This window comes from Ligilactobacillus acidipiscis DSM 15836, assembly GCF_001435755.1.
Classification (GTDB): domain Bacteria; phylum Bacillota; class Bacilli; order Lactobacillales; family Lactobacillaceae; genus Ligilactobacillus; species Ligilactobacillus acidipiscis.
Map to the genome: position 1 here is coordinate 1 of NZ_AZFI01000046.1, position 12,145 is coordinate 12,145.

The 12,145-nt window shown below is 38.1% G+C and carries 11 protein-coding genes and 2 pseudogenes; 10 read left to right on the plus strand and 3 right to left on the minus strand.

What is annotated here, in order from left to right:
- The first annotated feature begins 67 nt into the window (after positions 1-67).
- Positions 68-1,978 carry a M13 family metallopeptidase gene (locus tag FC65_RS04890; protein WP_056971774.1) on the plus strand — a complete coding sequence of 637 codons (1,911 nt, stop codon included), beginning with the start codon at positions 68-70 and terminating at the stop codon, positions 1,976-1,978.
- 257 nt (positions 1,979-2,235) lie between these two features.
- Positions 2,236-3,613, plus strand: a pseudogene (locus tag FC65_RS04895) (Nramp family divalent metal transporter).
- A 158-nt stretch (positions 3,614-3,771) separates the two neighbouring features.
- On the opposite strand, the gene FC65_RS04900 reads toward FC65_RS04895, so the two are convergent.
- Positions 3,772-4,455 carry a GTP pyrophosphokinase gene (locus FC65_RS04900; RefSeq protein ID WP_056971775.1) on the minus strand — a complete coding sequence of 228 codons (684 nt, stop codon included), beginning with the start codon at positions 4,453-4,455 and terminating at the stop codon, positions 3,772-3,774.
- Between the two features lie 270 nt (positions 4,456-4,725).
- Here FC65_RS04900 and FC65_RS04905 point away from each other — a divergent pair, with 270 nt between their 5' ends.
- From FC65_RS04905 to FC65_RS04925, 5 genes are all read left to right on the plus strand, one after another.
- Positions 4,726-5,391 (plus strand): TetR/AcrR family transcriptional regulator, encoded by a 666-nt coding sequence (locus tag FC65_RS04905; protein WP_056971776.1) that lies wholly within the window; start codon positions 4,726-4,728, stop codon positions 5,389-5,391.
- Positions 5,392-5,397: 6 nt separating this feature from the next.
- Positions 5,398-6,171 carry a lysophospholipid acyltransferase family protein gene (locus FC65_RS04910; protein ID WP_056971777.1) on the plus strand — a complete coding sequence of 258 codons (774 nt, stop codon included), beginning with the start codon at positions 5,398-5,400 and terminating at the stop codon, positions 6,169-6,171.
- Positions 6,168-6,992 (plus strand): glycosyltransferase family 8 protein, encoded by an 825-nt coding sequence (locus tag FC65_RS04915; protein ID WP_056971778.1) that lies wholly within the window; start codon positions 6,168-6,170, stop codon positions 6,990-6,992. The genes FC65_RS04910 and FC65_RS04915 overlap by 4 nt, the downstream gene beginning before the upstream one ends.
- A gap of 24 nt (positions 6,993-7,016) precedes the next feature.
- Positions 7,017-7,988 (plus strand): glycosyltransferase family 8 protein, encoded by a 972-nt coding sequence (locus FC65_RS04920; RefSeq protein ID WP_056971779.1) that lies wholly within the window; start codon positions 7,017-7,019, stop codon positions 7,986-7,988.
- Positions 7,989-8,084: 96 nt separating this feature from the next.
- A complete protein-coding gene (locus tag FC65_RS04925) occupies positions 8,085-8,849 on the plus strand; it encodes a lysophospholipid acyltransferase family protein (RefSeq protein ID WP_082618994.1) in 765 nt (254 codons plus the stop codon).
- A 142-nt stretch (positions 8,850-8,991) separates the two neighbouring features.
- Here FC65_RS04925 and FC65_RS04930 read toward each other — a convergent pair whose 3' ends face one another.
- Both FC65_RS04930 and FC65_RS04935 read right to left on the minus strand, forming a co-directional pair.
- A complete protein-coding gene (locus tag FC65_RS04930; RefSeq protein ID WP_010497813.1) occupies positions 8,992-9,432 on the minus strand; it encodes a universal stress protein in 441 nt (146 codons plus the stop codon).
- Positions 9,433-9,591: 159 nt separating this feature from the next.
- Positions 9,592-10,083, minus strand: a complete 492-nt coding sequence (locus FC65_RS04935) for a hypothetical protein (protein WP_056971781.1) — start codon at positions 10,081-10,083, stop codon at positions 9,592-9,594.
- Positions 10,084-10,255: 172 nt separating this feature from the next.
- Here FC65_RS04935 and FC65_RS04940 point away from each other — a divergent pair, with 172 nt between their 5' ends.
- The 3 genes and pseudogenes from FC65_RS04940 to FC65_RS04950 all read left to right on the plus strand — a co-directional run bounded on the left by FC65_RS04940 (position 10,256) and on the right by FC65_RS04950 (position 12,084).
- On the plus strand, positions 10,256-10,756 hold the full coding sequence (locus FC65_RS04940) for a hypothetical protein (RefSeq protein WP_056971782.1): 501 nt from the start codon (positions 10,256-10,258) through the stop codon (positions 10,754-10,756).
- Positions 10,757-11,064: 308 nt separating this feature from the next.
- A pseudogene (locus FC65_RS04945) lies at positions 11,065-11,771 on the plus strand (AzlC family ABC transporter permease).
- A complete protein-coding gene (locus tag FC65_RS04950) occupies positions 11,758-12,084 on the plus strand; it encodes an AzlD domain-containing protein (protein ID WP_056971783.1) in 327 nt (108 codons plus the stop codon). The pseudogene FC65_RS04945 and the gene FC65_RS04950 overlap by 14 nt, the downstream one beginning before the upstream one ends.
- Positions 12,085-12,145 lie beyond the last annotated feature (61 nt).

Sequence of the window (12,145 nt, forward strand, 5' to 3'; positions counted from 1 at the left end):
AAGTCTGTTAGTGCTCACCTTCTAAACGCCACACTCCGCTCTGTTTTTAATATAGGAGGTATACATTTTGTCCGATACAATTAATACTGACTTACTCAAAGATGACCTTTACCAAGCTGTCAATGGTGAATGGTTAAAAACAGCCAAGATTCCTGCCGATAAACCTACTACTGGCGGTTTTGCTGACTTGGCAGACAACATCGAAGAAACTTTAATGAGTGACTTCGACAAATTTCTGGATGGTTCCAAAACCACTGATGATAAATACTTACAAGAATTTATCAAGTACTACCGCATCGTCGCTGACTTTGACAAACGCGATGCCCAAGGATTCACACCTGTTAAAAAGTCACTTGATAAAATCGACCAGCTCAAAGATCTTAAAGATTGGCAAGATAGTCTTTATGAACTTACCATGGATGGCAATGCATCTCCAGTGGCTCTTTATGTAGCTCCAGACATGAAAGATACTCAGCACTATGCTTTGAACGCCGAAGTGCCGTCACTGATCTTGCCAGACAAAACATACTATGAGGAAGGTAACGAACAGGCTGAGGCCTTGCTGCAGGTTTATTCGCAAATGGTCCTGAAACTATTCAAACTTGCCGGTTATTCAGATGAATTTGCTCGGGAAACCTTGGATGGTGCCTTAAAATTTGACCGCAGTTTAGCACCACATGAAAAAGACAGTACGGAACGTGCAGATTACGCCAAAGATTACAATAAATATTCATTTGAAGATTTTGCCAAATTAAGTTCTAATATTGATTTGGCCAGCTATGCCACACAATTGATCAAGACTACACCAGATCAGGTGATCGTCAGCGAGCCTAAATTTTATGAAGTTTTGGACGATTTAGTTAGTGATGAAACTTTCGCCGACATGAAAAACTGGATCTTTGTTAAACGTCTCGTCGGTGCTTCAAGTGTGCTGAGTGATGAAGCACGGATCATTGGTGGAGAATATGGTCGTGCCTTATCTGGTTCAAAAGAACCAAAAAGCAAAAAGAAATCAACTTACTATTTTGCAACTGGCCAATTCGACCAGGTCGTGGGACTTTATTATGCTCATAAATATTTTGGAGAAACTGCTAAAAATGATGTGCATAAAATGGTCGAAAAGATGGTTGCTGTCTACCAGAAACGTTTGTCAGAAAATGACTGGCTAAGCGAAGATACTAAGAAAAAAGCTGTCACTAAATTAAACACTTTAGGAATCCAAGTCGGTTATCCAGATGAATTAGATCCACTCTACAAAAAATTTACTGTCAACGAAGACGAAAACCTATATGATAACGATGCACGTTTCACTCATATCATTTTAGAAGATCATTTCAGTCGTTGGGGCAAAAAAGTCAACCGAACTCGCTGGGAAATGCCAGCCCACATGGTCAATGCTTATTACAACCCATCGTTTAACGTGATCGTCTTTCCTGCCGCTATCTTGCAGGCTCCATTCTATTCACTAGAGCAAAGCTCCAGTGAAAACTATGGTGGGATCGGTGCCGTGATCGCACATGAGATCTCGCATGCCTTCGATAATAACGGCGCGCAGTTTGACGAACTAGGCAACTTGCATAACTGGTGGACCGCTGACGACATGAAATACTTCAAGGCTTTGGCTCAAGACGAGATCGATCAATTTGACGGGCTTGAGACCAAGGCAGGTAAAGTTAAGGGTAAACTAGTCGTTTCAGAAAATATTGCAGATGCTGGCGGTTTGAGCTGTGCTTTGGAAGCAGCCAAGGCTGAAGATTCTGCAGATATTAAAGCTTTCTTTATCAATTGGGGGCGCATTTGGCGCATGAAATCATCTTTGGAAAGAGAAAAACTACTCTTAAGTATTGATGTCCACTCACCAAATGAACTGCGGGCTAACGTCCAGCCAAAGAACTTAATAGATTTCTACACTGCTTTTGATATTCAACCTGGTGATGGCATGTATCTACCTGAAGAGCAACGTGTAAATATTTGGTAACAGACTGTTGATTAAAAATTCTGCGCAATAACATTTTTATTTTTCACTAATTAAGCTTGCATCATAAAGTCAGCAAAATGGCTGCTATGGTGTGAGCTTTTTTGTATCAACAAGATGTTTTTGAGATTTTAAGTTTGGCTCTCCAAAAAATTAAGATTGACAGGCCTAATCTAGACTGCTATTCTTTAAACGGTAATTAATGAGCCATCACTCAAAAGTTGCCCGAATTTCTAAACCAATAGAAAAGAGGGATTTTCATGGTCCAAGAAGATATTGAAAAGAAGGATAATAAGTTTTTAGGTAAGACCACAGAAGAAAATAAGAGTTTAGATGAAGTTAATGGCAGTATCAAAGTTCCAAAAAATGCCGGCTTTTGGCGAACTTTACTAACTTATACCGGTCCAGGTATCTTGATCGCTGTGGGTTATATGGATCCAGGTAATTGGATCACCTCAATAGCTGGTGGTGCTCAGTTCAAATATGCACTTCTGACCGTTGTTTTGATTTCCAGTTTGATTGCTATGTTGTTGCAAGCTATGTCAGCGAGGCTTGGGATCGTTACTGGTAAAGATTTAGCTCAATTAACACGGGAACACACTTCAAAAACCGGTGGCTTTATTTTATGGATCATCACAGAATTAGCTATTATGGCCACCGATATTGCAGAAATAATTGGTTCCGCGATCGCCCTCAAATTGATCTTCAAGATTCCTTTGATCGTCGGGATAGTGATCACAGCAGCTGATGTTTTACTGTTATTGTTTTTAATGAAACTCGGTTTTCGAAAGATTGAAGCTATCGTTGCAACATTAGTCGCCGTGATCTTGTTCGTATTCTTGTATGAAGTATTACTAGCAGAGCCGCATTTTGCAGAGATCATGGCTGGCTATGTACCAACTAAAGAAGTCATCACTAATAAGTCGATGCTTTATCTCACCCTTGGGATCGTTGGTGCGACAGTGATGCCCCATGATCTCTACTTAGGATCATCGATCACACAAACTCGTGAAGTCGACCGTTCTGATCCTGACTCGGTTACCCGTTCGATCAAGTTCAGTACGATCGATTCCAACATTCAGCTGACAATTGCTTTTGTTGTTAATAGTTTACTGTTGATCTTAGGTGCAGCACTTTTTTATGGTACTAATAGTAAATTAGGGCGCTTCGTTGACCTGTTCAATTCGTTGAACGATCCGAGTATCGTTGGAAGCATTGCTAGCCCTGTGTTAAGTATGTTATTTGCTGTTGCTCTTTTAGCTTCAGGACAAAGTTCAACTATTACAGGAACCTTGTCAGGTCAGATTATTATGGAAGGCTTCATCAATCTGCGCATGCCTTTATGGGCTCAGCGTTTGATCACCCGTCTGATCTCAGTTGCCCCTGTAATTATGGTTCGCCTTTTATTACCATGGCAATGAAGCTAAAATTGAAAGTTTATTGACCTCTTCACAGGTTTTCTTGAGTATCGCACTTCCATTTGCCATTATTCCGTTAGTATTATTTACAAGCAGTAAAAAAATTATGGGTGAATTTAAAATCAAAACTTGGGTCAAATGGTTGGCTTGGATCGCCACAGTGATCCTTGTAGCATTAAACATTTACTTGATCTTGCAAACTGTTGGTATTTTAAAATAAAAACAAAATGATCTGCAACAAAACGGTACTATTTCCCGTGATGATGCAGGTTTTTTATTGCTTTGAAAAAACTGACTAGTGATTAAGCGCTAAAAAATGCTGATCTCTGCCACACTCCGTGGCAAAACCAGCATTTTTTATCTCATAATTTAAAATTCTCACAACAGATCTTGGTAGATTCCCTGCATCGAAGCTTCGATCTGATTGAGTTGTCTTGCAGTATCTTTTAATTGTCCGGCATATTTCTGCGCTTTATCGGGATCGATATGATTTTTGTAACGCAACTTATGCTCAAGACTGGCCCACATATCCATCCCGATCGTCCTGATCTGAATCTCAACTGGCGCCGTTTGTGCTCCCTCCGCTAGAAAAACAGGTACAGAAACCACCAAATGCAGGCTCCGGTAACCATTGGATTTTGGCTTAGTAATATAGTCTTTTCGTTTGACTACCGTAATATCATCCTGATTGACCAATGCATCTTCGACACGATGAATATCATCTATATAATTAGTGACCACCCGGATACCCGCAATATCAAAAACATTTTCTTGAATAGAATCGATCGTCATCCCATAACCCTTACGTTCTATTTTTTCCAACAAACTTGCAGGATTTTTCATACGCTCTTCCATATGATGGATCGGATTATGAAAATGTAAAGCCGAATATTCGTCATCTAAATTTTCTAACTTAGTTCCGACTTCTTTTAAAGCCAAGCGCCGTAACAAATAGATTTGACTAAACCGTTGCACATTATCAAGTCTGTCATTCAAACCTGATAGTTCCATCTGACGCTGCAACTCACCTAAATTCAAAAAATTTCTGCGCTGTAAAATCATTTTAATGTGCTCCGTTCTGATTAAATTTATTAGTCCATTCTTTATCTGACACCAATTACTAAGATAACACTTTTTCAGTGGTCCGGTGAATTAAAAGCTAATGGGACAGTACAGTTTTTAATAATTTATCATTTGCTTAAAGTGTTTCTGGAAAATATTAAATTTACTATAAGGTTGTACAATTTTTCATTCATGCTATAATAAACAAAATTAGTAAGTAGTCACTCACTAACTTACTTGTCATCCATTTGAAAGGAGGAATGATCATCAATGAACTTCTCAGCAACTCAAGCGTTAAATAAATGGTATGAAACACAGAATATGCCCAGCAGTCAAATAAAAGTCCTTGATGCTGCTATCACACTATTCTCCGAAAATGGTTATGATAAAACGAGCACTAATGAGATCGCCAAAAAAGCTGGCGTCAGTCAGGCAGTGCTTTTTAAATATTTTCACAGTAAACATAAATTGTTGGAAAAGATCCTCGAACCTCTATTTAAAAATATTGTTCCTCGTTTTACCGTTCAACTGTTAGATGAGATATTGAAAGAACACCAAGATCAGGGACTTTTTGCCGTTTTAAGTTTTGTGACTCGTGATCGCTTCAAATTCATGGTAGATAATAATGAACTTGTAAATATCTTGATCAACGTTTTATTAACAGACGATACTGTTAAAGAGCAAATCAAAAAAATGCTGGTCCATAGTAATTTTCCAGTTATTATCAGAATCCAAAAGTTTTTTAAACGTTTCCCAGAAATAAAGGGTAACGAAGACCTTGATAATCTTTTTTATCTATTTGTGACCCAGTTAATTGGTTACTTTATCCTGCGCTTCCGCTTGTTACCAAAAAATACGTACAATACCGATCAAGATCTAGCAAGAATAACCAGTAATATATACAATGCGTTACAAGCTGAGCAGTCAAGAAGGTGAATCATTTTGCAAGAAAAAACTTTTTATTATACCTCTTATGATGAAGACATAATACAAGCCCAAAATCAAAATTTTTCATTACCACCTGACTATCAGTGGCAGCGCGACACTCAAAGTGCAAAGATAAAATCTTGGTTAGTTCGTCACGGAGTCCGAGCATTCAGTTATGTTTTTTGTCCATTTTACTTGCACTTACACCGTCATGAAACTTACAAAGAAGTAACTAGTCTTTTGGATAGAGGCTGCTATTTGTACGTTAACCATACTCAAACGATCGGCGATGCAGCGATCCCATACTATGTTTTAAAGAAAAAATGGCCAGCGATCATTGTTAGTCCTGCCAATCTAAGTATTCCAGTAATTGGAAAACTGATACCTTACGGCGGCGGATTACCGATCCCAAGTCAATTACGTAAATTACGTGATTTCAATCAAGTCGTTCACCAAAGGATCTCTAATAACAGATGTGTAGTGATTTATCCCGAAGCGCATGTCTGGCCGTATTATACTGGCATTCGTCCATTTGAATTAGCTTCCTTTCATTATCCTGCTAAAGATAATGCCCCAGTTTATTGCTTGACAAATACATATCAAAAACGGCGCTGGGGAAAAAAACCACAGATCACTAGCTTTCTTGATGGTCCATTTTTTGCCCCAGATGTTCTAAAGCAAAAGGAACGTCAGCAAGTTTTAAGTGAACAAGTGCATAATTGCATGCAAAAAAGAAGTCAGTACAGTACCTATAAATATATTAAATATCAAAGGAAAGATCAGCAATGAATATTATGTATTGTGGTGATCAGCACATTGAAGAGGGCTTGGCAATTTCAATTATCTCAGTGTTAAAAAACACTAAGCAGCCCCTACACTTCTATATTCTGACTGCCAAAATAAAAACAAAAAAACAAATATTTTATCCGATCAGTGATACGTTTATCACAAAACTGAACGAATATGCGCAAAAATTCGATGCACAAAATACTGTGCGAAAATTTGATATCACTGATTTATTTGACGCTTCACTTCCATTGGCTAATTTGAATACGTCCTTTACGCCTAATTGCATGCTGCGCTTATATTCAGACTTACTCCCTGATTTGCCAGATAAGATCCTATATTTAGATGCTGATGTTTTGTGTCGCCAAGATTTTAGCGATTTCTACGAGCAAGACCTATCAGAGGGCGAGATCGCCGGTTCATTGGATCATTATGGCAAGTGGTTCTTCCACCGTCAATTACGCTTGTTTGATTATATTAACTCTGGCGTCTTGTTACTAAATCTAAAGCAGATCAGAGCAGACGGACTATTTGAAAAATGTCGCAGAAAATGCCGGACCACCCGGATGTTTATGCCGGACCAATCGGCCATAAACCGTTTGTGTCACGCCAAGGTCATTACTGAAACAAAATATAACGAACAGCATCGTTTAAAAGATCAAACAGTATTTCAACATTTTACGACTAGTTTTAAATTCTTGCCGCATTTCAAGATCTGGACCATTAAGCCCTGGCAAGTCGAATTATTGCACAATGAATTAGGGATTTATGAGTATGACGACGTACTCGCTGAATCTAATAAATTCATGACTGAAAAAAATTAAAATGAAAGAGAGAAATTAACTCTTATGAACAACACACAACCCGAGATCCCATTATTTTTTAGTATCGATGACAAATATGCCCCTTACTTATCTGTTGCATTGCTTTCCTTAGTGGCTAATGCAAGTACTGAGAACTTTTATCATATCCATGTCTTATACCAAACTCTTTCACTAGAAAATCAGCAAAAGTTAAGTGCGATCGTAACAGATCAAGGTAATGTTAAATTAGAATTCATTTCCCTAAAAGATGATCTTTATGAACGTTTAGGCAAAGATCAAAATACTTTACGGGCTGATTATCAAACACTAACGATCTACTACAGGCTCTTTATCGCAGACATGTTCCCGCAATATGATAAAGGGATCTATCTGGATGCCGATGTGGTCATCGATCAAGACATTGCAGACCTCTATAAATTACCACTGGATGATCAGTTAGTGGGAGTTATTCCTGACGCATTTATCAGCCATGATCCACAAGCTTCTTATTATGCTGAAAAAGCCGTGGGTGTTGCTCATGAAAAATACTTCAACTCTGGCGTTTTGTTATTAAACTTGGAGCAATTACGTGCTAAGCATTTCAGCACTCATTTCTTGGAGTTAATGAACAATTTCCATTTCCAACTGATTGCTCCTGATCAAGACTATTTAAACGCTATCTGCCACGAAAAAATGTTGTTATTGGAAAACAAGTGGAATTATCAAACAGAATATCCACTCCCTGTTGATAGACCAGTAGTGATCCACTATAACTTATTTGGTAAACCATGGTGTTACGATCAGGTTCCTTATGGTGAACTTTTCTGGCAGTACGCGCAAGATTCAGAGTTTCTTGCTGAGATCAAACAAATCAAGGAAAATTATGAAAAAACTCCTGAACTGGCAGAACATGATGCCAAACACAAGGATCTCTTAGTCCAACGATTGGGAGAATTTCCCGACTTGCCGATCACATTCAAAAATGAAGCTGCAAAAGGAGTTCAGATACGCTTATGATTATCGGGGGGAGACAAAACAAAGGTCGTTGAAAACATCAAAGACTTGGCTGAAAAAAGGCAACTCAACAGCAAAGTAGAAGTTAACGATCCTAATATGTCAGAACAAGAAGAACAACAACTGTTAACTGACTTTATTGCCGAACGTGCAACCCTCAGTTATCACTCTAAAAACATGATCGCACGGCAAGGCATGGCCTTAGCAACGGACATCCTTAACCGGCAAACTATTGTCACAGGAGCACAAAATATCATGGGGATCATTGGCGGTGCGATCGTTACCAGCAACCATTTTAACCCCTTAGAAAATACTGCTATTCGTTATGCTTTAAAGAAAGTAAACAATAAAAGACTTTTTGTTATCAGTCAACCAACCAATTTTAAAATGACCGGCTGGGTCGGCTTCTTTTTAAAGTATGCAGACACATTGCCGATCAGTCGCAGTATTCACTATATGGGACGTACTTTTCCGACTTTATTGCAAAATATTTTTGTAAAAAACAATTACGTTTTGATTTATCCCGAAAAAGAGATGTGGTTCAATTATCGCAAACCTCGCCCCTTCAAACGCGGTCCTTATTATTATGCTGCCCGCTTTAATGTGCCAATAATTTCTTGTTTCGTAGAAATGGTACCACAAGAAGAAAATGACAATGACCAGTTCAAGCAGATCAACTATAAAGTTCATATTTTAAAACCGATTTATCCAGAGCAAAACAAAAACAATGATGAAAATAGTTTAGCAATGATGCAACAGGACTACCTTCAGAAAAAAGAAGCTTACGAAACTGCTTATCACACAAAGCTGACTTATGACTTTGAAGATGGCGATGTAGTAGGTTGGAATGGACCAAAAATTTAGCTATTATTAATTTCAAATATTCGAACTGTCGAGTGTAAAAGAATGCAACTCGGCAGTTTTTTCTGTCTAGAAGAAGATCTGAAAAAATAACAAAAAACAGAGGAATGAACCATTGCACCCTCTGTTTAATATAATTTTGCAACTATCTAATAACCAATACTGAACACGGAGCGTATTTGGACATATAAGCCGCTTGGCTCCCAAAACGACGAGCAATACCCGGCTTATCATATGAGCCGATCATTAAAAGATCCGGCTGAACATGTGGGATCACGTCCTTAACGATCGTCTTACCTGCATCACCTTCTGCAACCAAAGTCGTTACATTCTTAACTCCGGCATCCAACGCCTGCTGTTTAAAGTCCAAGATGTGCTTTTCTAGCTGGCTCCGTTCTCCGTGAATATAATCATCGTCAAGCGCTTGGTATACATTCATTTCATCACTTTCAAGAACTGAGACGATATATAGATCAGCGTCGTTTTCCGCTGCATAACGAACTGCATAATAAAATGCTAATTGAGCATCATGTGAGTCATCGACCCCCACTAATATTTTATGAAATTTCATTTCCCTGTCGGCCATTAGAACATCTCCTTATGAGCTGGCATTTTTTATTATTGTCTTTATCCTCTTTAATAATAGCACTTTCACGATAAACACAAAAGATTATTCCTTGCTCAACATGTTGTACTCAATATCACACATATCCATGTAACAATAATTTCTGTGACAAACCGAGCGTTACCGCACAAAAAGCATAAATTTAGCTAGAGTAGGTTCTTCGCTATATTCTACCCGTTCAAAATTTAATTCTGCTAAAACTGGCATAAAATCGGCCACTGCTTTTTCGGCAACAAAAAGAGAATTTAACTTGAGGTCCGTGCGCAACATTTTGATAACATGCACCACGATCTCCCTTAAAATATTTTTTTGCTCATTACCATCTACAAAACTAGCAGATATACGAGCAGATCTCCCTTGAAGATCAACGTTTTGTAAAGCTAAAATACCAACAAAGTACCCTGTTTTATTTTCCTTCACACCCCATATAGCTGCATTTCCGTGCATCACTTCGCTCATAGACTGATTTACATATGAAGCTGTTTGGAGCATAGTAACTTTGTTGCCGAGCTTGGAAACCCGCATTGCATGAATATCTTTTAACTTAAAGGCATTTAACCAATCCAGCGTATAATTAGATGTCATAACTGGGCGATAATTTCTTAGACTCATTTACATATTCCCTCTTCTTTTTTCCTAGGTTTATTTTCTCATATTTGACGTTATTTATTCTAAATATTGGTTCGGCAAATTTTAGAAAAAACAATACTAAGTGACATGTCCGTATCTTTTGTTATAATAACAGTAGTTTCATAAATTAGGTGAGAAACAAGGAGGAATTCCTGTGAAGGACGTTTCATTAAAACAAATCATTGATGTTGCCAATGAGATCATTAACACAGACGAAGATGCGATCGTTAATGAAGTTGCGACAGAATACATTGGATCCGGTTTTAAAAAAGAAGGCGTCAATGAAGTTTACCAACAGTTAAAAAAATTCATTGATGATGGTGGGACCGGTTTTGACCAGGGAATTTCAGGGATCCGTTTTGACTCACGTAAAAAACTAAATTCAGAAGACCCATTAGTGATCAGCTTAAACAAAGAACTGGATGCCTATTACAAAGAGGATAAAAACATGCAGACTCTAGAAGTACTGGACAATGTCCGAATCGTTTCAATGGGGTATATGGGTTGCGGCTTAACTTTTACTCTTCCCCATTTTGACTTGGATGTAGCTTCAGTCTTTATCCAACGCACTTTATATCATGGCATTATGGATCGAGTAGAAATTAAACTCCCAGAAATTGAAGACCAATGGATCTTAAAAAGTCATTTAAAATAGTCCGTTTAAACAAGGTTATCTAGTACAAGCCGTTTAGCTCTTTACTACTTAGGCCTTGTTTTTTTTGCCTTTTAAATTAGAATCTTATTAGCAGGAACTTATCAAAAGTTAATTTAAATAGTTGTTTAGCTGAGTATTTTTTTGGCCAAAATTCATTACATATAGCTGAACATAACTTAGATAATATTTCTGTTTATACTAGTCAGGGCTCGTTAGTGCTATGTACTTTGCCACATCTTGTTTTAAAATTAGGTTGCACTAAACATAACTTTTGCCTGACCAGCTCTGATTTAAAAGGAGGTCTTTTCTTGCACTCTGAATTAACTTCGCGTTCCGCCCTACATGACGTGCTGCCGACCGTGTTGGGTTACATAGGGATCGGGATCGCTTTTGGTATCGTCAGTCGTGCTGCTGGGATATCTGTTTTGATCACACTTCTGATCTCAACGTTTGTCTATGCCGGTTCAGCACAATTTGTGTTGATCACCATGCTAGTCAATCATAGCCCACTCCTATCGATCGTTTTTTCAATATTCTTAGTGAACGCTCGCATGATGTTAATGAGCACAACCCTTAGTCCCTACTTCAAACAAGAACCGACTTGGAAAAATATTTTGCTGGGAACTTTTTTAACTGACGAAAGTTTCGCTTTGGGAATGAACAAATTAAATTACACCAATCGTACACTTGGTTTTACCTGGCTTAATACAGTTAACTTAGCAGCTTACTTAACTTGGCTAACAGGAACAGGAATGGGAGCTTTATTAGGCTCACTAATTACAGAACCCAATAAGTTTGTTTTTCAATTTGCAATTACTGCCATGTTCATTGGTCTACTATATTACAGGTCATTTCTGACAAAACGATACAAATCAAACTGCAAGTAGAAGTTATTCTTTTTGTTTTACTTTTAACTTATTTTGGGATGGCCTTTATTCCTGGAAACCTTTTGATCCTAGTGGTTACCTTACTAGGATGCATGCTGGGGGTGTCGTTAAAACATGCCCACAATTAATTTTATTCTCTGGACCATTTTTGCCACAGGTTTAGTGACTTGGTTGTCACGGATAATACCCTTTGTTTTGTTAAAAAGATTCACCTTATCTCCGACCGTGATCGAGTTTTTAAGTTTCGTTCCGATCACTATCATGGCAGCCCTGTGGTTTCAACAGCTCTTCATTCAACATCCGGGCGAACTACCTGGCATCAATTATCTAAATCTATGTGCGTCACTACCAACGATCATTTCTGCGATGATTTCTAAAAATTTGTTAGTGATCGTCGTTATCGGGATCATCTCTGCAGCACTCTTTAACTTAGTTCTTTAAACTATCATCCTGCCAAGCTTGTGAAAAAAAGGGGACTTTGTCAAATAGTGTTGATGGTCCA